This is a genomic window from Pseudomonas proteolytica, from assembly GCF_007858275.1.
Lineage (GTDB): Bacteria > Pseudomonadota > Gammaproteobacteria > Pseudomonadales > Pseudomonadaceae > Aquipseudomonas > Aquipseudomonas proteolytica.
In genome coordinates this window covers 1-23,651 of the sequence record NZ_VFEV01000063.1, presented here as the reverse complement: position 1 = coordinate 23,651, position 23,651 = coordinate 1, and the positions used below count along the sequence as shown (strand labels likewise).

Here is a 23,651-nt window from a genome sequence, read left to right as displayed (position 1 = left end):
CCAATAAGCCGAATGCGTTGTACCAGATACACCGCAGCGGCTGGTTTTGGGGCTGCTTCGCAGCCCAGCGCGGGGCAAGCCCGCTCGCCACAGGAGAGTTCGTCAGTTTCTGAAAGTTGTGTAGATGCCAATGCCGCGATAGCGGCGGCTCAGTCAAAGATGCATTTACTGACAGGCCGCCATCGCGGGCAAGCCCGCTCCCACAGGGGATAGTGCCTACAAAGGGGCGGGGTCAGATGGAGATGGCACCGCCCACGGTGTTGCTGTGCAATTCGTAGCGCAATTCTTCGACCATCGTCGCGACGTCCTGCGGGGTCTTGAGCTTGTTCACGCTGATCCCGGTGACCACCAGGTCCACGCGCCCACTCTCGGCATCAAATACCTTCAACGTCAGTGACGAATCGCGGCACAGGGTGAACTCGCAAGTCAGCGGCAACAAGGCTTCTTCGATGCAGTTACGCAGTTGGGACAAGGTAAACATGCCGGCCCCCATTAACGACGACGCAGCAACAGGCCCAGGACCAGACCCACGCCCGCGACGATTGCCACGGTGGCCAGCGGCTTGCGTTGGGCGAAGTCACCGACATTGTCCAGCACATCGCCATAGGTCTGTTGCAGTTGGCCGGCCGCCTGGCGCGCTACGCCCTGGGCCTGGAGTTGTTCGTCATCGGTCATGTCGCCAAGAAAGTCCTGGGCCTTGCCGACGGCCTTTTCCACGCGGCCTTTGATTTGTTCACTTTTCATGATGTCTCCTTCAAGGGCAACAATCGCCATGGCACAGAGCGTCAAACCCTGTGGCTACCCTTCAAGGTTAAGCAGCCCATCCCCTCGCAATAAGGCGAATTTGCACTGGTAGGGCTAGTGCATTTGCACTTGGTTCATGGTTTTTTTACCCGTCGCTCGCCGGCAAACAGCCCTCGTTCCCGCGCCCATACAATCGCGGCGCTGCGGCTGTGTACGTTGAGCTTGGAGTACACCGTGGCCACATGATTGCGCACGGTATTGGGCGCCAGCTTCAGGCGCGAGGCGATTTCCTTGTCGGCCAGGCCTTCACAGATCAACCCCAGGACATCCCGCTCACGGGCGGTCAGGTCGGTGAAGGCGATGTTCGGCTGGTTGGGGCTGTTGACGCTCTTGGCGTTGGCCAGTTTTTCGATCAGCGTCTGGCTGAACCAGGACGCGTCCTTCATCACTTCCTCGATGGCCGACACCAACTCCAACTCCGAGCGTTTGCGCTCGGTGATGTTCATCATTACCAGCAGGTAACAGGCGGTGTCCTGGATGGTCACGGTGTCGGCCGACACCACGCAGTCAATCACCTCATGGCCTTTCTTGCGGATCTTCAGGTCTTGGCCTTCGAGGCTGCCGGCCTTTTCCAGGGTGGCGAACAACTGCGTGCAGGCCTCGCTGCTGTCGATAAAGTTGATATCGCTGATGGATTTGCCGATCAACTCTTCGCTGGTGTAGCCGGTGATGGTCATGAACGCGTCGTTGACGTCCACCACCTGCTGATTGCCCGCATCGCACACCAGGGTTGGCACCGGCGTCAGGCGGAACGACTTGGCAAACCGCTCCTCGCTCTGGCGCAGGGCGGTTTCGGCCTTGCGCCGGGGCTCCAGGTCGGTGAAGGAAAACAGCATGCATTCCTCATCGTTCATATCCAGCGGCTGGCCGGCGACAATCACCAGCTTGCTGCCGCCTTCGGGCAGCTTCAGCTCGGCTTGCATCTGCGGGATGGTCGCACCTTCGCCCAGGCGCTGGATCGCCAACTCCTTGCGCTCGGCCTGTTCCAGCACGTCCAGTTCGTACACCGAACGGCCGATGACCTGGTCGCGGTTGTAGCCGGTCATTTCGAGGAAGCCCTGGTTGACCTTGATATAGCGCAAATCACTCAAGCGGCAGATCACCGCCGGCGCCGGGTTGGCGTTGAAGGTCTTTTCAAAACGCTGCTCGGCGCTGGCCCATTCGGTGGCATCGCTGAGGATCAGCACCAGCAGTTCCGGCTTGCCGGCGCTGTCGGTGAGCGCCAGGCTGCGCAGGCGATGGACCCAGGTGCGGTCGGGGTCGGCAGTGGGCGTGACTTCCACTACCACATCGCTGAACGCTTCGCCGTTGGCCACCCGGCTCAGTGGATAGGCTTCCAAGGGCAGCGGGTGGTTGTTGCGGTAGCGCAGGGCAAAGCGCTCGGCGTATTCGGCGGTATTGGCGCCCAGCCCGGCAATATCGTCCAGGCCATGCATGGTCAGTGCAGCATCGTTGGCCCACAGAATGCTCTGGTCGACCACGGCGAGAATCACCCCATCGGACAGGCCGGAAATGATCTGCTGCAATTGGCGGCGATTGGTTTCTTGGGCGAGGACGGCCTGGCTCATGCTTTCTCCAAAATGGGTAGATAAGGACAACCGTGTCTCTTGTAGGAGCGAGCTTGCTCGCGAAGGTCTCCAACGGTAACGCGCGCGCCCTGGAAGAACGCGGCGCCCTAAGGTTCTTCGCGAGCAAGCTCGCTCTTACAAAACAGGGCGTGTCTGGCACATGTGGAGTACGACAACAGAGCCTGAGCATAGTGCAGAGCCAATCACTCTGGCGGGGTGCGAATGCACCAGTGTACCTAGTGCAATTGTGCCGAGACCGTAGCCACCGGTCTGGACACACTGAAGGTCTACTCATTTGTCCAAGGATCGATCATGACCACTCTGTATGAAACCAACCGCTCGCCGTTTCGCGTGTCCTGGGGCTCAGTCCTGGCCGGTAGTGCAATTGCCCTGGTGACCTACCTGGTGCTGAGCGTCCTGGGCACTGCCATCGGCGCCAGTGCGGTCGACCCTATGGCGGCGGGTAACCCGCTGAGCGGTTTTGGCACCGGCGCGGGGATCTGGCTGTTTGTCTCTACCTTGCTGGCGATTGGCGTAGGCGCCTTTGTCGCCGGCCGTACCGCTCCGGATCGTGGAGGTCTGCATGGTGTCCTGAGCTGGACTATCACCACCTTGCTCACCACCTGGCTGCTGGCGGCATTGGCCACCAGCGTGGTGGGCGCCGCAGGCAATGTGGTGGGCAAAGGCCTGTCGGCGGCCGGCAGCGGGATTGCTGCGGTAGCCCCCGGCATCAGCGACAGCGTCAAGCAGCAGTTGAACGAGAAGGGCATCAGCCTGGATTGGGACAGCCTGCAGGGCGAGCTCGACACCTTGCTCAAGCAAAGCGGCAAGGCAGAACTGGATCCCGCCAATGTCGAGCAAAAAGCCGACCAGGCAGCGGCAGACGGCCAGCAAGCAGCCACTGATGCAGCCACCCATCCAGCCCAGGCGGCGGCTGAACTCAAGCAGTGGTTTGAACGCGTCAAAGCCTCCGGTGAGCCTGCGTTGAACGCGGCAGACAAAGAGGCGCTGGTCAACATCGTCGCCGCCCGCACCGGCAAGAGCCAGGCCGAGGCCAGCCAGATTGTCGAGAACTATGCCCAGGCCTACCAACAGGCTGTGCAGAAAGTCCAAGAGCTGAAGGCCCAAGCTGAACAACAGGCCCGTGAAGCGGGTGAAGTAGCGGCCAAGCACCTGTCCCGCGCAGCGTGGAGCACCTTGTTGATGCTGGTACTGGGCGCGGCATTGAGCTTTGGCATCGGTCGCCTGGCCATTTCGACCCGCAAAGTACCATTGGCTTGATCAAGGCCAATTGATGTCATGACCACAACACCTTGCGTGAGCGCGTAAACTGTCGGCTTTTTTCGCGCTCACGCAAAGGTATGCTTTTGACCCCGGTAAAAACCACAGCCCTCCTGCTCCTCACCACCTTATTGGCGGCGTGCGGTACCTCACCGCCGCGCTCCCCCGATGACCTCTGCGCCATCTTCCGCGAGAAGGACGACTGGTACGACGCGGCCAAAGTCACCCAGAAACGCTGGGGTGTGCCGATCCAGATACCGTTCGCCATCATGTACCAGGAATCGGGCTTCCGGCAGAACGCCAAGACCCCGCGCAAATACCTGTTGTGGATCATCCCCTGGGGCCGTGTGAGCACCGCCGCCGGCTATGCCCAGGCCAAGGATGAAGTGTGGGGCGACTACCAGAAAAGCACCGGCCGCAACTGGGCCAGCCGCCAGGACTTCGACGATGCCATCGACTTTGTCGGCTGGTACATGGACAAGACCGCCACCATCAACGGCGTGTACAAATACGACGCCTACGGCCAGTACCTTAACTACCACGAAGGCTGGGGCGGCTACCGCAACCGCACCTATGCCAGCAAGGCCTGGCTGTTGCCGGTTGCCGGCAAGGTCAAGGCCCGTTCCGATCTGTATGCGCGCCAGTATGCGGGGTGCAAGGCGGATCTGGAGCGGGGGTTCTGGGGGCGGTTTTGGCGGTGGTTGTAATGTGTGGAGTGGGTAAGGCCCGGGAGCCTTACCCGCTCGTTTACGCGACCAGTCTTCCCACCAGGGGCACGATCAGCAAGGTGCTCAGTGCCATTGAAAGCACATTGCCAATGTACGGATGAAAGTGGGGCGCAAGTCGTCCCGCAATGGCACAGGCCAGGGGCGGCGCAACCAATGCGCCAAGCAACGCACTTGAACCGACCACCATCCAGCTCCCGCCATGGGTCAACACCGCCGCCGGCACCACCGATACCAACGGCACATAGGTGGGATACCAACCGCGCTTGATCCACTGACTGCGCCAGATCAGCACGCCCAATGCCGATGTCAGCGCCTGGGCGCCTACCAGTTGCAGCACCAGCCCCGAGCCATAGGCAGCGCTCACGGGATTCAAGGCATACGCCAGCAGGACTCCCGCCAGCAGGCCGAGGCTGGCCCACTCATTGCCAAAGAACGGCGCTTCGGAAAAGTCCGCCAAGACCCTGCGCAAGCTCCAGGCCAGGCCATAGGATGGTGGTTTGGGCGCAAGCGGTTTGTCTGGAGCGAGATAGTCGGAACGCACCAGAATCGGTACGCGACGACACACGACAAAGGCAATCACGCTGCCCGCCGCCATGCCTAGCACGTTGCCAATCACCGCCGGCAAATCCAGCGGTACACAGACAAAATTGACGATCAGCAAGCACATCGGCGTGACCAGCAGCGCGCCCAACAATGCACCGTTGAGGGTGACCTTCCAGCCGCCACCAAACATCAGCACCATCGCTGCGGGCAGTGAAACAAACGCGGCGAAGGTGGGCTGCCAGGTCTCGGCAGTGACCGTCCACCCCCATAACAGGTTGCTCAGCAACAGGCCCAGCAGGGAACTGGTCACCAGCCACGGCCACAGTCCACTGCCGTAGCAAATCGCAAAGCCTTGCCAGCGCTTGCCGGTGCGGCTGGCCCACCAGGCCAGGTACGCGCCCACCAGCAACCCGAGGGAGGCCAGTTCATGCTTATAGAAGGCCACCTCGCTGATATCCCCCAATACCCAGCGCAGCCAGGCCATTGGCTCGGGAAAACTGGCCACCATATCGCCGTAACTGGGCCAGGAGCCTTGATGCGTGAATGCCGTCCAGAGGATCAACAAAGCGCTGGTGAGTACCAAAGCGATGATCGTCTTATCGACCCGCGACCGCCCGGTTCCGGGTTTCATGAACAGATTTTCCATGACCTGCCCTTCCTTCAGCGTGGCAGGGCGGGATGTTGGGAGTACCCGAGCATCTGATCGTAAAGATCATTGCGTCGGTCACGTTGCAGGTCGTTGAGGCTGTTCCAGATCGGCGCACTGCGGGCACTGGTCAGGTCGATATCGGCGAACAGGATTTCCTGGCGGTCGGCCGACGCCACTTTGCCGATAGGCCAGCCATTGGTCCCGGCAATCAGCGAGCACCCCAGGTAACGCGCATCGCGCTCCTCCCCGATGCGGCTGGCGGCAGCGATAAACACATTATTGACGTGGGCGGCGGTCATGGTCAGGTATGACGCCATGCATTTGCCGGCCTCGTCGAACAGCGGAGGCGGGGTCCACACCCAGTTGTTGAGGCTGCAAATGATATCGGCGCCTTGCTGGCTGAGCAGACGTGGTACTTCCGGGAACCAGATGTCCCAGCAGATCAACAGGCCAATCCGCCCGATAGGCGTTTCAAACACCGGAAAACCCAGGTTGCCAGGGGTGAACCAGAGCTTCTCCAGGTTCCATAAATGGGCCTTGCGGTACTTGCCGATCAACCCATCCGGCCCCAGCAGTACGGCGGTATTGAACAACTGCCGGCCATCGATCTCGTTGAGGCCCGCCACCAGATACACCTGATGCGTGGCGGCAAACGTCATCCAGGCCTGCACACTGGCCCCGCCGGGAACAACCTCGGCATGCTCGAATGCATCCTGACGGCTGTTGAAAAAGTAGCCGCAGTTCGACAACTCGGGCAACACGATCAGGTTAGCCCCTCCGTTGACAGCCTCGGCGGCCAACGCCAGGCTGCGGCGCAGATTGCTTTCGCGATTCTCCAGGCCGACCTGGGGATCGAACTGCACGACAGCGATACGGACAGGGCTTGTTGGTTCGCTCATTGGGATGACCTCTTATTTTTATGCAACCGGGGTGGTTGGTTTTTTATAAGAGGGGAAAAAACGGACGGGGTTAAGTCAGGTGCTTCTGGCTGTGGTGTAGTCTGGATCCTTTACAGAGCACTTGCCAAAGCCCCTGGATTCTGGGAAAAAGCCGGCCAGTGTGAACCCTACGAGACCCCCATGAGTAACGACGAACTGCAAATCACCGACATCCGCCAAGGCGACGGTAAAACCGTGGTCAAGGGGGCACTCATTACCACCCAATACACCGGCACCCTGGAAGACGGTACGGTGTTTGACTCGTCCTGGGAGCGGGGCAAGCCCTTTCAGTGTGTGATTGGAACAGGGCGTGTGATCAAGGGATGGGACCAGGGCCTGATCGGGATGAAGGTCGGCGGGCTGCGCAAGCTGTTTGTGCCGGCGCATCTGGCCTATGGCGAGCGAACGATGGGCAAGCATATCCAACCCCATAGCAACCTGCATTTCGAGATTGAGTTGCTGGAAGTGCTGACACGCGACGATTGAAGACCTGACACCGAGCCCCTGCAGCAGCCGGCTTGCCGGCGATGGCGTTCCAAGGTACGCCGCACGTCTGCGGGCCTTGTCGCCGACAAGCTGGCTCCTACAGTGATTTGTTCTACCGTTCGCCTATCTGTCCTTGAATAGCACGCGTCGCTGCTGATACTGTACAAAAATACAGTGTCCGGTAGCCCGCCATGCAGTTGATCGAAAAACTCAGCATCCTCGCCGATGCCGCCAAGTACGACGCGTCCTGCGCCAGCAGCGGGGCGCCCAAGCGTAGTTCCGAGGGCAAGGCCGGGCTGGGGTCGAGCGATGGCATGGGCATTTGCCACAGCTACACGCCCGATGGGCGCTGTGTGTCGTTGCTCAAGGTGTTGCTGACCAATTTCTGCCTTTACGACTGCCAATACTGCGTCAACCGCCGCTCCAGCGATGTGCCCCGTGCACGCTTCAACCCGGAGGAGGTGGTGAGCCTGACCCTGGACTTCTACCGGCGCAATTGCGTCAGTGGCTTGTTTCTCAGTTCGGGGATCATCCGTTCGGCGGACTACACCATGGAGCAGTTGGTACGGGTCGCCAAGCTGTTGCGCGAGGAGCATGACTTTCGCGGTTACATCCACCTCAAGACCATTCCCGAAGCCGATCCTGCATTGATCGCCGAGGCCGGGCGTTATGCCGATCGCTTGAGTGTGAACATTGAGTTGCCCACCGATAAGAGCCTGCAGATCCTCGCGCCAGAGAAGCAGATCGGCTCGATCAAGCAGGCGATGCAGACGATTTTCACCGGCGAGCAAACCGTGCTCAACGAGCCCCGTTCACCGCGTTTTGCGCCGGCGGGGCAGAGCACGCAGATGATTGTCGGTGCCGATGACACGGATGACAGCACTATCCTCCACGGTGCCGAAGCGTTGTATGGCAACTTCAAGTTGCGCCGGGTCTATTACTCGGCGTTCAGCCCGATCCCCAATAGCCCGAAAAGCGTGCCCCTGGCGGCGCCGCCGTTGATGCGCGAGCACCGGTTGTATCAAGCGGATTTCCTGCTGCGCAGTTATGGCTTTCGCGCCAATGAACTGTTCGCCGGGCCGGGGGATCTGGCGCTGGATATCGACCCCAAACTGGCCTGGGCCCTGGACCATCGTGAGGTGTTCCCGCTGGACCTGAACCGTGCCGAGGCGACGTTGATCGCACGGATCCCGGGGATTGGCCTGCGCACCACCGAGCGTCTGGTGGAACTGCGCCGGCAGCGCAAGATCCGCTTTGAAGACCTGGCGCGCATGCGCTGCGTGTTGACCAAGGCCAAGCCGTTTTTCATCACCAGCGACTACCACCCTCAACAAGCGGAAAGCACCAGCGTGCTGCTGCGCGAGCAACTGCGCGACCGCCCGCAACCGCAACAGATGGGGTTGTGGGGATGATCAGCCTGGAATGCGACAACCTGTTCAGTACCTGGCGCGAGCAGGCGCGCTGGCTGCTCAGCCATCAGATCGACCCCAGCCATGTCAGTTGGGGCGAAGTGGAAGTGGCGGATCTGTTCGCCACCGACGAGCATTACCCCGCGCACAATGGCCCGTTCCAGGCGCGTATACCCAAGGCGCTGCTGGAGTTGCTGGAAAATGCCGCCTGTTACCACGGCGAGCAACGCTGGAGCCTGCTGTATGAAGTGCTGTGGCGTGTCAGCCATGGTGACCGCACGGCAATGATGGCCGGGGATCAACTGGGCAGCGAGCTGCAGCGGCGGATCAAGCAGGTGCGGCGCGAAGCGCATCATCTGCACGCGTTTGTACGTTTTATCGCCCTGCCGGCAGCGGCGGGCCCGCAGTTGCCGGAGTACGTGGCGTGGCACGAGCCGGCCCACGACATTTTGCACAGTGCCAGCCAGCACTTTGTCGGGCGCATGGGCCGCCATCGCTGGATGATCGCCACGCCCCTGGATGGGGTGTATTACGACGGTGAGCAGTTGATCCATCAACGCCAGTGCCCGGAGCAATGGCAGCAGTTGGCGCAGAATGTCGAGGACCCACACAGTGCCATGTGGCTGACCTACTACAGCCATATCTTCAACCCGGCACGGTTGAACCCCAAAGTCATGGAAGGGCACCTGCCGAGCCGGTTCTGGAAGAATCTGCCGGAGGGCAAGTTGATACCGGGGTTGATCAGCGAGGCACGAACGGGGAAGCAGCGGGATGGGCAGGCGAGCCTCGTGGCGGCTCGGCGAGGTAAGAGAATATCAAGCGGGCACGGTTAAATGTGGGAGCGGGCTTGCTCGCGAATGCGGTGGGTCAGTGATGGATAGGTTGACTGATACGCCGCATTCGCGAGCAAGCCCGCTCCCACATTTGATCTTCTGTGTATCTGGCAGTGCGTCTCAGGCCAACTCAGTCGCAGTGTTTTTCACCACCGCCAACTCCGGATGGGCCACCAATTTATCAATGTGCAGCTCATCATTGTTTAACCAGGTTTCCGTCAGCACGCGGTAGTGCTCCATGTCCCGGCAGCGCATACGCAGGCTGTAGTCGAAGGGGCCGCTGATCAGTTGGCATTCGAACACCTGCGGGCAGGCCTTGACGCAGGCTTCGAAGGCCTTTTGCGCCGAGCGCCCGCTTTGGTTGGACAGGGCCACCAGCACCAGCAACGACAACCCCGGCGAGACCATCTGCACATCGATGATCGCGCCATAGCCGCGTATCACCCCGCGCCGCTCCAGCTTGCGCACCCGTTCCAGGCAGGGCCTGGGGGTCAGGTGCACCAGCGAAGACAGCTTCTCGTAGGTGATGCGCCCCTGATGGCGCAGTACATCGATGATGGCTTCATCAATGCGATCCAGCGCAGGGGAGGAATGGGGTCCGTTGGCCTTGGTATCCATGGTCGATTCTGTATTCACTTCAAGCGGTTGGAGAGAAATTGCTGCAAGCGTTCGCTCTTGGGATGGTCGAGGATCTCGGCGCTGCCTTGTTCTTCGACACGCCCCTGGTGCAGGAACAGCACCTGGCTGGACACCTGCCGGGCAAAGCCCATTTCGTGGGTGACCATGAGCATGGTACGACCTTCCTCGGCCAACGTCTGTATGACTTTGAGGACTTCCCCTACAAGCTCTGGATCCAGCGCCGAGGTCGGTTCGTCGAACAGAATAATCTCCGGCTCCATGGCCAGCGCCCGGGCGATGGCCACCCGCTGTTGCTGGCCACCGGAAAGAAACGCCGGGTATTGATCCGCGACCCGGCTTGGCAGGCCAACTTTATCCAGGTACATCCGCGCGCGTTTTTCCGCTTCGGCGGCGCTCACGCCCAACACCCGGCGCGGTGCCATGCAGATGTTCTCCAGCACGGTCATGTGGCTCCACAGGTTGAAATGCTGGAACACCATGGCCAGGCGCGTGCGCAGGTTCTGCAGCTGCGCCTGGTGCGGCGCCTGCACGCCGGCGCGGCCCTGGCGCATTTCAATGCTGATGCCATCCAGGGTAATCACCCCGGCGTCGGGTTGTTCCAGGAAATTGATGCAGCGCAGCATTGTGCTCTTGCCGGAGCCGCTGGCGCCGATCAGGCTGATCACGTCGCCCTTGCTGGCGTTAAGGGAAACGCCCTTGAGCACTTCATGCTCGCCGTAGCTTTTGTGCAGGTCTTCGACCTTGAGCTTGACGCTGGCACTGGCAGCAACAGCAGTCGGGCGGGAGGTGGCAAGATCAGCAGGATGGGCGGCCAGGGCCTGTGCGGACTGGTTCATGGGTTAGCCTCGGGTCGGGACAAGAAAGCGCATCCAGCGTCGTTCGGCCAGTCGGAACAGGCCCACCAATGCAAAGGACAGCAGCATGTACAGCAGCGCGGCAATGCCGAAGGCCTGGAACGTAAGGAACGTTTCGGCGTTGGCGTCGCGGGCCACCTTGAGGATGTCGGCGATGGTTGCGGTAAACGCCAGGGACGTGGCGTGCAGCATCAGGATCATTTCGTTGCTGTAGGCCGGCAACGCGCGGCGCAGCGCGGCGGGGATCACCACGAACAGGTTCATCCGCCAGCCGTGCAAACCATAGGCCCGCGCTGCTTCAATTTCACCGTGGGGAATATTGCGAATGGCCCCCGCGAAGATTTCCACGGTGTAGGCACAGGTGTTGAGCACAAAGGCCAGCAGGGTGCAGTTCAACGCATCGCGGAAAAACTGATTGAGCAGGGCGGTGTCTTGCACCACTTGCAGGCTGTACAGGCCGGTGTAGCAAATCAGCAACTGGATATACAGCGGCGTGCCACGAAACAGGTAGGTGTACACCTCCACCGGCCAGCGTAGCCAGAAGTGCTCGCTGACGCGGGCAATTGCCAGCGGGATCGACAGGACAAACCCGAGGATCACCGACACGATAAACAGCCACAAGGTCATGGCCACTCCGGAAAAGCCCGAGCCATCGGTCCACAGGTACGCCAGGCCATATTGCTGGATCAGTTCAATCATCGCGCGACCCCCTTGATGCCGACGTTGTAGCGCCGTTCCAGGCGTTTGAAGATGTGGTTGGAGAGGGTGGTGATCAACAGATACACCAGGCCCGCGAGGATCAGGAAATACAGCGGGTCATTGGTGGTCTTGCCGGCGTTCTGCGCGGCCTTGACCAGGACTGCCAGGCCGATGATCGACACCAGCGCCGTTGACTTGAGCAGCACCAGCCAGTTATTGCCCAACCCCGGCAGCGCAAAGCGCATCAATTGCGGGAACATCACCAGCCGAAAGCGCTGCCAGCGACTCAAGCCGTAGGCGGTTGCCGCTTCCAGTTGGCCTACGGGCACACTGAGCATCGCGCCGCGAAAGTTTTCGGTGAAATACGCGCCGTAGATAAAGCCCAGGGTGATGACGCCTGCGGTGAACGGATCGATTTCGAAGTAATTCCAGCCGAGCATCTCGGTCAGGTCATTGAGCCACAGTTGCAGGCTGTAGAAGATCAGCAGGATCAGCACCAGGTCCGGCACACTGCGGATCAAGGTGGTGTAGAGCGTGGCCGGGATGCGCAACAGCTTATGGCTGGACAGCTTGGCACCGGCGGCGACCAGGCCCAGGGTCAGGCTCAGGACCAGCGCGAGGAACGCCAGCTTGATGGTCATCCAGGCACCCTGGGCCAACAGCGGGCCGAAGCCTTGCAGGTTGAGGAGTTCATTCATGGGGGGAGATCTCGATGGACACGGTGCCCCTTTTGTAGGAGCGAGCTTGCTCGCGAAGAACTCAAGGGCACCGCGTTTAATCTGGCTTTACGCGTTATCGTTGACGTTTTTCGCGAGCAAGCTCGCTCCTACAGGGGGAGAGGCTATCTGCTGACGTTATTCGTGGTAGATATCTTCGTCACCGAAGTACTTCTTCTGGATCAGCGCGTAGGTGCCATCAGCCTGGATGGCCGCGATACCCTTGTTGATCAGCGCCCGCAACTCCTGGTCGTTCTTGCGCAGGCCCATGGCAATGTCCAGGGGCAAGGTCGGGTCCTTGAAGGCTGGGCCGGACTGGTAGTCGGCACCTTCAGGCTTGGACAGGAAGTTGAGCTGGGCTTCGAGCTTGTCGGTCAACGTCGCGTCGAGGCGGCCGTTTTGCAGGTCGGCGTAGTTCTGGTCCTGGGACTGATACGCCTTGACCTGCGCGCCGAGCTTGGCCAGGTGCGCACGGGCGTAGGCTTCCTGCAGCGAGCCCTGGAGCACGCCGACCTGCTTGCCTTTGAGCGATTCCGGGGTGTCACCGAAGCCGGCGCCCTTGCGGGTGATCACCGAGGTGGGGCTGAGGAACAGGCGGTCGCTGAAGTCGATCTGTTTTTGCCGGGCCGGGGTCACGGCCATGGAGGACATGATGGCGTCGAACTTGCGCGCACGCAGCGCCGGGATCATGCCGTCGAACTCGTTGTTGACCCAGGTGCATTTGACTTCGAGCTTGGCACAGATGGCGTTGCCCAACTCAATGTCGAAACCTTGCAGGCTGCCATCGGCGGCCACGGATTCAAAGGGTGGGTACTCGGGGAACACGCCGAAACGGATTTCTTTCCATTCCTGGGCCTGGACGGCGGTGGCGCACAAAGGCAGGAGCAGCGCGGCGATGAGTGATCGGAGCGGAGTCATGGTGTTTTCCCTATATTTTGTAATTGATGTCAGGGCAGTAGAAAGGGTGCGGCATGCATTCATTTGCTGACTCTTTGGTCGCGCTCAGAATGCTTCATGGTGGTGCGTTTTTTGTGTCGTTTACCTAGGCGTTGGCACGCGGAATACGCTGTTAAAACACCGGTTGCAGCAGAATCGGCTGTAGCACCCTGCATATCGGCTTTTCAAACTGGGGTTAAGGGCCCGCTGCTCGCGCAAAGCAGCAGGCCAGAGCGGTTTCAGGCGCGCTTTTTGTGCTGTGCGGCCGGTTGTTGGGCCAGGCGGGCGAACAGGTCCTTGGGGTCGGCCAGGTCCGGTACCAACTCCAACTCGCTGCCCACGTCCAGGGCCTTGGCCACATCCAGTACATAGCGCAGGGCCGAGTAGTCTTCGAGGGCAAAACCCACGGAGTCGAACAGGGTGACCTGGCGCGGGTTTTCCCGGCCCGGTTTCTGGCCGTTGATCACCTGCCACAGCTCGGTGACTGGCGAGTCCTCGGGCATATGCTGGATTTCGCCCTCGATACGGCTTTGTGGTTCGTACTCCACGATCACCCGGGCGCGCTCGACGATACGGCGGTCCAGTTCGGTCTTGCCAGGGCAGTCGCCGCCCACGGCATTGAGGTGCATGCCGGGCTCGATCATCTCGTCGGTAAGGATCGTGGCGTAGGCCTTGTCGGCGGTTACGGTGGTGACGATATCGGCGCCTTTGACCGCTTCGGCAACGCTACCGGCCAGGGTCACCTTGATGGCCGGGAAGGCCTTGAGGTTGTTCGCCAGCTTGTGCATGGCCTGGGTATCGATATCGAACAGGCGAATTTCGTTGATGCCCAGCAGCGCATGGAAGGCCAGGGCCTGGAATTCACTTTGCGAACCGTTGCCGATCAGCGCCATGCTGCGGCTGTTGTCGCGGGCCAGGTAGCGGGCGACCAGGGCCGAAGTCGCGGCGGTGCGGATCGCGGTGGTCAGGGTCATCTCGCTGAGCAGCACCGGCTTGCCGGTGTCCACATCCCCCAGGGCACCGAACGCCATGACGGTGAGCATGCCGCTCTGGGTGTTTTTCGGGTGGCCGTTGACGTATTTGAAGGCATACAGCGAAGCATCCGAGACCGGCATCAGCTCGATCACGCCCTCGGGCGAGTGGTTGGCCAGGCGTGCGCATTTCTCAAAGTCGTTCCAGCGCAGGTAGTCGGCGCGGATGTACTCGGCCATCTCGGTGATGCAGGTTTGCAGGCCTTTTTGCGATACCAGGTAGCTGAGGTCGTTGACGTCGATATAACGGGTCATGGAAAAACTCCTTATTGGAATGAGGCGCGGGCCGGCAGATGCACTTCGGCCAACATGCAGCGGGCACTGCCGCCGCCGATGCGTTCGATATTGTCGATATTCACCACTACCGGGTGGGTGTGGCGCTCCACATGCTGGCGCTGCGCCGGCTTGAGCGAGCGCCAGGCGCTGGCGGACATCACCAGCAGCGGCTGGCCGTCGCGGTCGTGGACCTCCAGCATGTTGCCGGCGAAGGCTTCCAACTGGTCGAAGTCCAGGGCCAGGATGTCTTTGCCGGTGTCGCGCAGGGAACGTTCCAGGCCCAGGCGTTCGTGGGCTTGGGGTAGCGCGTTCAGGCACACCACCGACAGGTCGCGGCCGACGCTCATCATCACGTTGCTGTGGTAGATCGGTGCTTGATGGCGGTCGACGGCGTGGAAGGCGCAGACCTGATAGTCCAGGCGCTCGGCGAACTGGCGCAGGGCATCGTGGTGGGTGCGCCCGGAGTGACAGGCGTAGCTGATGCGGTGCTGGCGGTCGAGGACCATGCTGCCGGTGCCTTCGAGGAACATGTTCTGTTGTTCCAGGTGGCTGAAGTCGATGGTGTGTTTGATCGCGAAGCGTTGCTCCAGCACTTGCAACACGCCTTTGTTGCGCTCCAGGCGGCGGTTCTGGCCTTCCATCGGGTACAGCACCAGGCTGCCGTCGGCATGGCTGCTCCACCAGTTATTGGGGAAGATCGAATCCGGGGTATGGGGCGCGGGCGTGTCCTGCACCACCAACACTTCCACGCCATGCTGGCGCAGGGTCTGGACGTATCCGTCGAACTCTTCCAACGCTTTGTGCTGTGCGGCCACTGGATCTGCGGGCGCGCGCTGGAAACGGTTGTTGATCGCGGTGTCCGGGTTAAAGGCAAAGTGCGCCGGGCGGATCATCAGGACAGTATTGGTGGTTTGCATGGGGGCACGGGTCCATGGGGTTGGGCATGGAGGCTATTTTGTGCGCTCTGGCGGCAGAATCCCGGCTGAAACAGGGGAGTGGCCCAGCCGGGAAAGCTGAAAAGAGGGGTATGGCAGCCGAATCGGCTGCAGTGTCGAGCGCGGCTCAAAATGTGGGAGCGGGCTTGCTCGCGAATACGGTGGGTCAGTGGTGGATATGTTGACTGATACACCGCATTCGCGAGCAAGCCCGCTCCCACATTGTTATCGTGGGTGCCGTCATAACGCTGTCCGTCAGGAGGAGTCATGCCTACCGCCGTTCGCCTCGCACAAGCCTCGGATGCCGAAGGCATCAGCCAGGTCATCCTTGCCGCCCTGCACAGCAGCAACGCCGGCGACTACCCGGCGGACGTGATTGCCCGGGTGGCGAGCAACTTCACACCGCAGGCGGTGCTGCACTTGCTTGCCCGCCGCACCGTGCTGGTGGCAATCCGGGATCAACTGATCGTCGCCACGGCCGCCCTGGACGCCAATGTCGTGCGTTCGGTGTTCGTCAACCCGGCGCTGCAAGGGCAGGGCATCGGGCGCCAACTGATGGTCGATATCGAACAGCGGGCCCGTGAGGCTGGGGTCACGGTATTGAGCGTACCGTCGTCGCTGACCGCCGAGCCGTTCTATACCAAGCTGGGGTTCCACACCGTGCGCGACGTGTACCACGGCAACGAGCGCACCCTGGTGATGGAGAAGGCATTGTCGTCCCGCCACCCCATCGGGCCTTACCGCGACCGCTTGCATCGTGCCCAGGTCGCGACGTTATGGCAGGCGGCGTTTGGCTACGACACGGCCCATAACCGGCCGGAGTTGGCGATTGATAAAAAGCTGGCGGTCGACGATGGGCTGTTCTTTGTCGCTACCGATAAGACGGCCGTGATCGGTACCTTGATGGCAGGTTACGACGGGCATCGTGGCTGGTTGTATTCGGTGGCCGTGCATCCCGACTATCGCCGGCAAGGCCTGGGCGCGTCGTTGGTGCGGCATGGGGAGCAGGCATTGATTGCCTTGGGTTGCCTGAAGATCAACCTGCAGATCACCTCGGGCAATGAGGCGGTCGTGGGGTTCTATGAAGCGCTGGGGTATGGCGTGGAACCGAGGATCAGCATGGGCAAGAAGATTGCGCAGAACCTGCCCAAATCCTGAAACCACCCCAAAACAAATGTGGGAGCTGGCTTGTGTGGGAGCTGGCTTGCCTGCTCCCACACAAGCCAGCCCCTGCATTCAGGGTTGGCTTAGACCTTGACGATCCAGCCAGCCGGCGCTTCAACGTCGCCGGACTGCACACCGGTCAGCTCTTTGTAGAGCTTCTGGGTGACCGGGCCGACTTCTTTTTCGCTGTAGAACACGTGCAGTTTGTCTTTGTACTCGATCCCGCCGATAGGCGTGATCACGGCCGCCGTACCGCAGGCGCCGGCTTCCTTGAAGTCTGCCAGTTTGTCGATCAGCACGTCGCCTTCGACCACTTCCAGGCCCAGGCGGGTCTTGGCCAGTTCGATCAGCGACAGGCGGGTGATGCCTGGCAGTACCGACGGCGAGTTCGGGGTGACGAACTTGTTGTCGTGGGTGATCCCGAAGAAGTTGGCCGAGCCGACTTCTTCGATTTTCGAGTGGGTGGCCGGGTCCAGGTAGATGCAGTCGGCAAAGTTGGCTTTTTTCGCCAGGGAGCCGGGCATCAGGCTGGCCGCGTAGTTGCCACCGACCTTGGCGGCGCCGGTGCCGTTTGGCGCGGCGCGGTCGTAGCCGGAGATCAGGAAGTTGTGCGGGGTCAGGCCGCCCTTGAAGTAGGCGCCAACCGGGATGCAGAAGATCGAGAAGATGAACTCGGGCGCGGTGCGCACGCCAATGTTGTCACCGGTGCCGATCACGAACGGGCGCAGGTACAGCGCGCCGCCAGTGCCGTACGGCGGGATGAAACGCTCGTTGGCGCGGACCACTTCCTTACAGGCTTGGATAAAGGCTTCGGTCGGCACTTGCGGCATCAGCAGGCGCGCGCAGCTGCGTTGCATGCGGGCGGCGTTCTGGTCCGGGCGGAACAGGTTGATCGAGCCGTCCTTGCAGCGATAGGCCTTGAGGCCTTCAAAGCATTGCTGGCCGTAGTGCAGGGCAGTGGAGCCCTCGCTGATGTGCAGCACGTTGTCGTCGGTCAGGGTGCCTTCTTGCCAGGCGCCGTCTTTCCAGGTCTGGAGGAAGCGCTTGTCGGTCTTGATGTAGTCAAAACCCAATTTGTCCCAATTGATGCTTTCGTTACTCATGACACCCTCTATCTCTTCGCAACCGCCTGGTCGAAGGCAGGCTTTCGGTTTATTTCTGGATGGGCGCAACAATACTTCATTCTTGGCTTGTGTGGGAGCGGGCTTGCTCGCGAATACGGTGGGTCAGTGGTGGATATGTTGACTGATACACCGCATTCGCGAGCAAGCCCGCTCCCACATTTGGATCGCATTGACTTTACAGGTGCAACGCATGCCCCAACGCCCGCAGGGCTGCTTCCTGCACCGCTTCACCCAGGGTCGGGTGGGCATGGATGGTGCCCGCCACATCTTCCAGGCGCGCGCCCATTTCCAGGCTCAGGCCAAAGGTCGTGGACAGCTCGGACACGCCAGCCCCTACTGCCTGCCAGCCGACAATCAGGTGATTGTCACGCCGCGCCACCACCCGCACGAAGCCGGTCTTGGACTCCAGGGTCATGGCCCGGCCATTGGCCGCGAACGGGAAGCTCGAGACGATGCAGTCCAGGCCCGCGGCCTTGGCTTCGTCCGGGGTCTTGCCGACCACCACCAGTTCCGGGTCGGTAAAACACACCGCCGGGATCGCCGCCGGGTTGAATTCCCGGGACTTGCCGCTGATCAGCTCGGCCACCATCTCGCCCTGGGCCATGGCCCGGTGCGCCAGCATTGGCTCGCCGCTCAGGTCGCCGATGGCCCACACGTTGCGCATGCTGGTCTGGCAGCGGTTGTCGATCTTGATCGCCGCACCGTTCATCGCCAGGTCCAGAGCTTCCAGGTTCCAGCCCTGGGTGTTGGGTTTGCGACCAACGGCGACCAGCACCTGGTCGGTGTCCAGGGCCAGGGTGCCGCCCTCCGGATCGCGCACTTGCAGGCTGCCACCTTCAAACCCGGTGACGCTGTGCTTGAGGTACAGCTTGACCCCCAGTTGCTTGAGGGATTCGGCCACCGGTTGCGTCAGTTCGGCGTCGTAGGCTGGCAGGATGCGGTCCTGGGCCTCGACCACGCTGACCTCTGCCCCGAGCTTGCGGTAGGCAATCCCCAGTTCCAGGCCGATATAACCGCCACCGACCACGATCAAGCGCTTTGGCACCCGGGTCGGCGCCAGGGCTTCGGTGGACGAGATGATCGGCCCGCCAATCGGCAGCATCGGCAGGTTGACGCTTTTCGAGCCAGTGGCCAGCAGCAGGTGCTCGCACTGGATGCGTTGGTCGCCCACGTCCACGGTCTTGCCGTCGACGATCTTGGCCCAGCCATGGATGACCTGGACTTTGTGTTTTTTCAGCAGCGCGGCAACCCCGGTGGTCAGGCGATCGACGATGCCGTCCTTCCACTCCACGCTCTTGCGGATATCCAGGGTCGGCACGTCCACGTCGATGCCCAGGGCCGAACCCTGGCTCAGGTGCACGGTTTGCTGGAACTGTTCGGCCACGTGAATCAGCGCCTTGGACGGAATGCAGCCGATGTTCAGGCAGGTGCCGCCCAGCGCCTGGCCTTCTACCAGGATGGTCGGGATGCCCAGTTGGCCGGCGCGGATTGCCGCCACGTAACCGCCTGGGCCGCCGCCGATAATCAGCAGCGTGGTATGCAGTGTCTGAGTCATGCCCTTACTCCAGGAACAGGCTGGCGGGTTGTTCGAGCAGGCCACGGATGGCCTGGATGAATTGCGCCGCGTCCATGCCATCGACCACCCGGTGATCGAAGGAACTGGAGAGGTTCATCATCTTGCGGATCACGATCTGCCCCTTGATCACCATCGGCCGCTCAACGATGCGGTTGACCCCGACAATCGCCACTTCCGGCAGGTTCAGCACCGGAGTGCTGACAATCCCGCCCAACGCGCCGAGGCTGGTCAGGGTGATGGTCGAGCCCGACAGCTCGTCGCGGCTGGCCTTGCCAGTGCGGGCGGCGGTGGCCAGGCGGGTGATTTCTTCGGCGGTGCCCCATAGGCTGCGCGCTTCGGCATGCCGCACCACCGGCACCATCAGCCCGACATCGCTCTGGGTGGCGACGCCCACATGCACCGCGCCGAGGCGGGTGATGACCTGGGCTTCGTCGTCATAACGCGCGTTGATCTGCGGGAAATCGCGCAGCGCCACGACCATCGCCCGCACCAGGAATGGCAACAACGTCAGCTTGCCGCGGCTGGCGCCGTGTTTTTCATTGAGGTGTACGCGCAAGTCGTCGAGGGCCGTCACGTCGATCTCTTCGACGTAGCTGAAATGCGCAGCGCGACGGGTCGCGTCCTGCATGCGCTGGGCGATCTTGCGGCGCATGCCGATCACCGGGATCTGCTCTTCGTCGTTGCGTTCGGCATACGGGTTGGCGCCCGTCGCGGCCCGCGTGGTGCCCTGTTGCAGATAGGCCTCGAGGTCGTCATGCAGAATGCGCCCGGCCGGGCCCGAGCCCTGGACCAGGCGTAACTGGATCCCGGCATCCAGCGCATGCTTGCGCACGGCGGGGGACGCCAGCGGACGCTCATCGGCGTCGCGGGCCACCGGGGCTTGCGCCGCAGCCACCAGCGGCTTGGCGGCCGGTTTGCTTTCAACCACCGGTGCCTTGATGTCGGCCTTGGGCGCCGGCGCGGCTTGCTCAACCACTGCCGACAGCGCCGACTCCTTGGTATTGCCGGCGCCTTCGACTTCAATGCTGATCAGGATACTGCCCACGGCCATGACCTCACCCGGCTCACCGCCCAGTGATATCACCTTGCCGTGGACTGGCGAGGGAATATCCACCATCGCCTTGTCGGTCATGACGTCCGCCAGCACCTGGTCTTCCACGACCATATCGCCGACCTTGACGTGCCATACCGACAGCTCAACCTCTGCGATGCCTTCGCCAATGTCCGGCATCTTGATAACGTGCGTGCCCATTCAGACCTCCATGACCCGTTGCAAAGCCGCGCCCACACGGGTCGGGCCAGGGAAATACGCCCACTCTTGCGCGTGCGGGTAGGGGGTGTCCCAACCGGTCACGCGTTCGATCGGCGCTTCCAGGTAGTGGAAGCAATGCTCTTGCACCAACGACACCAGCTCGGCGCCAAAACCGCAGGTACGCGTGGCTTCATGCACCACCACACAGCGGCCGGTCTTTTTCACCGACTTGACGATGGTTTCCAGGTCCAGCGGCCACAGGCTGCGCAGGTCGATGACTTCAGCGTCGATCCCGGTTTCTTCGGCGGCCACTTGCGACACATACACGGTGGTGCCGTAAGTCAGCACGGTGACGGCCGAACCTGGGCGCACGATGGCGGCCACATCCAGCGGTACGGTGTAATAACCGTCCGGTACCTGCGCTTGCGGGTGCTTGGACCATGGCGTTACCGGGCGGTCGTGGTGGCCGTCGAACGGGCCGTTGTACAGGCGCTTGGGCTCTAGGAAGATCACCGGGTCATCGTTTTCGATGGAGGCGATCAGCAGGCCCTTGGCGTCATAAGGGTTGGACGGCATCACCGTGCGCAGGCCGCAGACCTGGGTGAACACCGCTTCGATACTCTGGCTGTGGGTCTGGCCGCCGTAGATGCCGCCGCCGCAGGGCATGCGCATGGTCAAAGGCGCGGTGAACTGGCCGGCCGAGCGGTAACGCAGGCGCGCCGCTTCGGAGATGATCTGGTCGGTGGCCGGGTACACGTAGTCGGCGAACTGGATTTCGGCCACCGGGCGCAGGCCATAGGCGCCCATGCCCACGGCCACGCCGACGATGCCGCTTTCGGAGATCGGTGCGTCAAACACCCGCGAGGTGCCGTACTTGGTCTGCAAGCCTTCGGTGCAACGGAACACGCCGCCGAAGTAACCGACGTCCTGGCCGAACACCACCACGTTGTCGTCGCGCTCAAGCATCACATCCATGGCCGAGCGCAGGGCCTGGATCATGGTCATGGTGGTCGTGGTCATGGCGGTTTCCAACTCGATTTTATTGTTGTGATCGTTCATGTCAGATCCCCAACTCTTGACGCTGGCGCTTCAAGTGCTCCGGCATCTCTTTGTAGACGTCCTCGAACATGCTCGCGGCGCTCGGGATCTGGCCACCGGCCAGGGTGCCGTACTGTTCGGCTTCTTTCTGCGCGCTGAGTATTTCGGCTTCGAGCTCGGCAGTGACCGTGGCGTGTTCCTCTTCGGACCACTGGCCAATCTTGATCAGGTGCTGCTTGAGGCGGGCGATCGGGTCGCCCAGCGGGAAGTGGCTCCAGTCGTCGGCAGGCCGGTATTTGGACGGGTCATCGGAGGTGGAGTGCGGGCCGGCGCGGTAAGTGACCCATTCGATCAGGGTCGGGCCGAGGTTGCGCCGCGCCCGTTCGGCGGCCCAGGCGGAGGCGGCGTACACGGCAATGAAGTCGTTGCCGTCCACCCGCAGGGAGGCGATCCCGCAACCCACGCCGCGTCCGGCAAAGGTCGTGGCTTCACCGCCGGCAATTGCCTGGAAGGTGGAAATTGCCCACTGGTTGTTGACCACGTTGAGAATCACCGGCGCGCGGTACACGTGGGCGAAGGTCAGGGCGGTGTGGAAGTCCGATTCGGCGGTGGCGCCATCGCCGATCCACGCCGAGGCGATCTTGGTATCGCCCTTGATCGCCGAGGCCATGCCCCAGCCCACGCCCTGTACGAACTGGGTGGCGAGGTTGCCGGAAATGGTGAAGAAGCCAAAGTCCTTGACCGAGTACATGATCGGCAACTGGCGGCCCTTGAGCGGGTCGCGCTCGTTGGACAGCAGTTGGCAGATCAGGTCTACCAGCGGCACTTCGCGGGCCATCAGGATGCTTTGCTGGCGGTAGGTGGGGAAGCACATGTCATCAACGTTCAAGGCCAGGGCCTGGGCGCTGCCGATGGCTTCTTCGCCAAGGCTTTGCATGTAGAACGACATTTTTTTCTGGCGCTGGGCAACCACCATGCGGTTGTCGAAGATCCGTGTCTTGAGCATGGCACGCATGCCACGGCGCAGGATCTCTACCGGCACGCCTTCAGCCCACGGGCCCAGGGCCTGGCCCTGGTCGTCGAGCACGCGGATCAGGCCCTTGGCCAGGTCGGCGGTGTCGGCGGGTTCTACGTCTACGGCGGGTTTGCGCACCGTACCGGCGTCGGTCAGACGCAGGTAGGTAAAGTCGGTCTTGCAACCTGGACGGCCAGAAGGCTCGGGAACGTGCAGGCGCAGCGGTTCGTATTGCTGGGTCATGGCTTTCTACGCTCGATCTTGTGGATTTCTTATAGTGGGCGCGCTTAGCTGACAGTCAGTCCCCGGGTAGGGGAAATCTTGTCCTACAACAATCATAGGCCGGGCCGGGGAGAATATTTATCTCTGTTTGGTTGCGCATAAGATCATTTGAGGATAAAAAATCTGCATAAACATAATAAACAGGTGGTTTTGTCTCATGCGCAAGCTGGACCGTATCGATATCGGGATTCTCAACAGCCTCCAGGAGAACGCCCGCATCACCAACGCCGACCTCGCACGCTCGGTCAACCTGTCGCCCACGCCGTGTTTCAACCGGGTCAAGGCGATGGAGGAACTTGGCCTGATCCGTGACCAGGTCACGCTGCTGGATGCCGATTTGCTGGGGCTGCACGTCAACGTGTTTATCCACGTCAGCCTGGAAAAACAGAACGAACTGGCGTTGCAACAATTCGAGGGGGCGATTTCCGACCGGCCGGAGGTGATGGAGTGCTACCTGATGGCCGGCGACCCGGACTACCTGATCCGGGTGCTGGTGCCGACCATCCAGTCACTGGAGCGCTTTATGATGGATTTCCTGACCAAGGTGCCGGGGGTGGCGAACATCCGCTCCAGCTTTGCGCTCAAGCAGGTGCGCTACAAGACGGCGCTGCCGCTGCCGGCCAATGGCATCAACCTGGGCTGAAGAGCACAGCAAACCTGAAATGTGGAAGCGGACCTTGTGTGGGAGCGGGCTTGCCCGCGATGACTGATATACCGCTATCGCAGCGTAGGTATCTACACAACTTTCAGAAACTGACGCCCCCCGTGGCGAGCGGGCTTGCCCCGCGCTGGGCTGCGAAGCAGCCCCAAAAAGCCCGCCGCGTTTCTTCAGATAAACCGCGATGGCCGGATTTAGGGCTGCTTCGCAGCCCAGC

The 23,651-nt window shown here is 61.6% G+C and carries 24 protein-coding genes; 7 read left to right on the top strand and 17 right to left on the bottom strand.

Features of this window, described 5'->3' with window-relative positions:
• Window positions 1-232 precede the first annotated feature (232 nt).
• From FIV38_RS28660 to FIV38_RS28650, 3 genes are all read right to left on the bottom strand, one after another.
• Window positions 233-481, bottom strand: a complete 249-nt coding sequence (locus FIV38_RS28660; RefSeq protein WP_029296553.1) for a DUF1652 domain-containing protein — start codon at window positions 479-481, stop codon at window positions 233-235.
• A gap of 11 nt (window positions 482-492) precedes the next feature.
• The gene (locus tag FIV38_RS28655) at window positions 493-744 is read right to left on the bottom strand and encodes a CsbD family protein (protein WP_029296551.1); all 252 of its coding nucleotides are present in this window, start codon (window positions 742-744) and stop codon (window positions 493-495) included.
• Window positions 745-878: 134 nt separating this feature from the next.
• Window positions 879-2,372: a PAS domain S-box protein gene (locus FIV38_RS28650; RefSeq protein ID WP_092238956.1), complete on the bottom strand. Its 1,494-nt coding sequence runs from the start codon at window positions 2,370-2,372 to the stop codon at window positions 879-881.
• A 312-nt stretch (window positions 2,373-2,684) separates the two neighbouring features.
• On the opposite strand from FIV38_RS28650, the gene FIV38_RS28645 reads away from it, so the two are divergent.
• Together FIV38_RS28645 and FIV38_RS28640 are read left to right on the top strand one after the other, a co-directional pair.
• Window positions 2,685-3,653, top strand: coding sequence for a hypothetical protein (locus FIV38_RS28645; protein ID WP_092238958.1), 969 nt, complete (start codon window positions 2,685-2,687; stop codon window positions 3,651-3,653).
• An 80-nt stretch (window positions 3,654-3,733) separates the two neighbouring features.
• Window positions 3,734-4,360 carry a transglycosylase SLT domain-containing protein gene (locus FIV38_RS28640; protein WP_092238960.1) on the top strand — a complete coding sequence of 209 codons (627 nt, stop codon included), beginning with the start codon at window positions 3,734-3,736 and terminating at the stop codon, window positions 4,358-4,360.
• 40 nt (window positions 4,361-4,400) lie between these two features.
• Here the strand turns inward: FIV38_RS28640 and FIV38_RS28635 are convergent, their stop codons facing one another.
• Both FIV38_RS28635 and FIV38_RS28630 read right to left on the bottom strand, forming a co-directional pair.
• Window positions 4,401-5,570, bottom strand: a complete 1,170-nt coding sequence (locus tag FIV38_RS28635; protein ID WP_070995666.1) for a hypothetical protein — start codon at window positions 5,568-5,570, stop codon at window positions 4,401-4,403.
• Between the two features lie 14 nt (window positions 5,571-5,584).
• Window positions 5,585-6,472, bottom strand: coding sequence for a nitrilase family protein (locus FIV38_RS28630; protein WP_092238962.1), 888 nt, complete (start codon window positions 6,470-6,472; stop codon window positions 5,585-5,587).
• A 180-nt stretch (window positions 6,473-6,652) separates the two neighbouring features.
• On the opposite strand from FIV38_RS28630, the gene FIV38_RS28625 reads away from it, so the two are divergent.
• The 3 genes from FIV38_RS28625 (at window position 6,653) to FIV38_RS28615 (ending at window position 9,239) form a co-directional block, all read left to right on the top strand.
• A complete protein-coding gene (locus FIV38_RS28625; protein WP_070995664.1) occupies window positions 6,653-6,997 on the top strand; it encodes an FKBP-type peptidyl-prolyl cis-trans isomerase in 345 nt (114 codons plus the stop codon).
• 191 nt (window positions 6,998-7,188) lie between these two features.
• Window positions 7,189-8,409 (top strand): putative DNA modification/repair radical SAM protein, encoded by a 1,221-nt coding sequence (locus FIV38_RS28620; RefSeq protein WP_092238964.1) that lies wholly within the window; start codon window positions 7,189-7,191, stop codon window positions 8,407-8,409.
• Window positions 8,406-9,239: a TIGR03915 family putative DNA repair protein gene (locus FIV38_RS28615; protein WP_092238966.1), complete on the top strand. Its 834-nt coding sequence runs from the start codon at window positions 8,406-8,408 to the stop codon at window positions 9,237-9,239. Before FIV38_RS28620 ends, FIV38_RS28615 begins: the two co-directional genes overlap by 4 nt.
• A gap of 120 nt (window positions 9,240-9,359) precedes the next feature.
• Here FIV38_RS28615 and FIV38_RS28610 read toward each other — a convergent pair whose 3' ends face one another.
• From FIV38_RS28610 to ctlX, 7 genes are all read right to left on the bottom strand, one after another.
• Window positions 9,360-9,857: an Lrp/AsnC family transcriptional regulator gene (locus tag FIV38_RS28610; protein WP_029296543.1), complete on the bottom strand. Its 498-nt coding sequence runs from the start codon at window positions 9,855-9,857 to the stop codon at window positions 9,360-9,362.
• 14 nt (window positions 9,858-9,871) lie between these two features.
• Window positions 9,872-10,714, bottom strand: coding sequence for an ABC transporter ATP-binding protein (locus tag FIV38_RS28605; protein ID WP_224791191.1), 843 nt, complete (start codon window positions 10,712-10,714; stop codon window positions 9,872-9,874).
• Between the two features lie 3 nt (window positions 10,715-10,717).
• Window positions 10,718-11,431, bottom strand: coding sequence for an ABC transporter permease (locus tag FIV38_RS28600; RefSeq protein WP_029296541.1), 714 nt, complete (start codon window positions 11,429-11,431; stop codon window positions 10,718-10,720).
• A complete protein-coding gene (locus FIV38_RS28595; RefSeq protein ID WP_092238968.1) occupies window positions 11,428-12,129 on the bottom strand; it encodes an ABC transporter permease in 702 nt (233 codons plus the stop codon). Before FIV38_RS28595 ends, FIV38_RS28600 begins: the two co-directional genes overlap by 4 nt.
• 156 nt (window positions 12,130-12,285) lie before the next feature.
• Window positions 12,286-13,065, bottom strand: coding sequence for an ABC transporter substrate-binding protein (locus tag FIV38_RS28590; RefSeq protein ID WP_070995662.1), 780 nt, complete (start codon window positions 13,063-13,065; stop codon window positions 12,286-12,288).
• 257 nt (window positions 13,066-13,322) lie between these two features.
• Entirely contained in the window at window positions 13,323-14,369 is a 1,047-nt protein-coding gene (locus FIV38_RS28585) for an ornithine cyclodeaminase (protein ID WP_029296538.1), read from the bottom strand.
• 11 nt (window positions 14,370-14,380) lie between these two features.
• A complete protein-coding gene (ctlX, locus tag FIV38_RS28580) occupies window positions 14,381-15,307 on the bottom strand; it encodes a citrulline utilization hydrolase CtlX (RefSeq protein WP_092238970.1) in 927 nt (308 codons plus the stop codon).
• A 285-nt stretch (window positions 15,308-15,592) separates the two neighbouring features.
• On the opposite strand from ctlX, the gene FIV38_RS28575 reads away from it, so the two are divergent.
• Window positions 15,593-16,483 (top strand): GNAT family acetyltransferase, encoded by an 891-nt coding sequence (locus tag FIV38_RS28575; RefSeq protein ID WP_092238972.1) that lies wholly within the window; start codon window positions 15,593-15,595, stop codon window positions 16,481-16,483.
• A gap of 89 nt (window positions 16,484-16,572) precedes the next feature.
• On the opposite strand, the gene FIV38_RS28570 is transcribed toward FIV38_RS28575, so the two are convergent.
• The 5 genes from FIV38_RS28570 to FIV38_RS28550 all read right to left on the bottom strand — a co-directional run bounded on the left by FIV38_RS28570 (window position 16,573) and on the right by FIV38_RS28550 (window position 22,737).
• Window positions 16,573-17,592 carry a branched-chain amino acid aminotransferase gene (locus tag FIV38_RS28570; protein WP_070995659.1) on the bottom strand — a complete coding sequence of 340 codons (1,020 nt, stop codon included), beginning with the start codon at window positions 17,590-17,592 and terminating at the stop codon, window positions 16,573-16,575.
• Window positions 17,593-17,788: 196 nt separating this feature from the next.
• Window positions 17,789-19,168: a dihydrolipoyl dehydrogenase gene (gene lpdA / locus FIV38_RS28565; protein WP_092238973.1), complete on the bottom strand. Its 1,380-nt coding sequence runs from the start codon at window positions 19,166-19,168 to the stop codon at window positions 17,789-17,791.
• Between the two features lie 4 nt (window positions 19,169-19,172).
• Window positions 19,173-20,441, bottom strand: coding sequence for a dihydrolipoamide acetyltransferase family protein (locus FIV38_RS28560; RefSeq protein WP_092238976.1), 1,269 nt, complete (start codon window positions 20,439-20,441; stop codon window positions 19,173-19,175).
• Entirely contained in the window at window positions 20,442-21,500 is a 1,059-nt protein-coding gene (locus tag FIV38_RS28555) for an alpha-ketoacid dehydrogenase subunit beta (protein WP_029296529.1), read from the bottom strand.
• A 1-nt stretch (window position 21,501) separates the two neighbouring features.
• Entirely contained in the window at window positions 21,502-22,737 is a 1,236-nt protein-coding gene (locus FIV38_RS28550; RefSeq protein WP_029296528.1) for a 3-methyl-2-oxobutanoate dehydrogenase (2-methylpropanoyl-transferring) subunit alpha, read from the bottom strand.
• A gap of 196 nt (window positions 22,738-22,933) precedes the next feature.
• Between FIV38_RS28550 and bkdR the strand changes: the two genes are divergently transcribed.
• Window positions 22,934-23,419: a Bkd operon transcriptional regulator BkdR gene (bkdR, locus tag FIV38_RS28545; protein WP_032860173.1), complete on the top strand. Its 486-nt coding sequence runs from the start codon at window positions 22,934-22,936 to the stop codon at window positions 23,417-23,419.
• The last annotated feature ends 232 nt before the right edge of the window (window positions 23,420-23,651 follow it).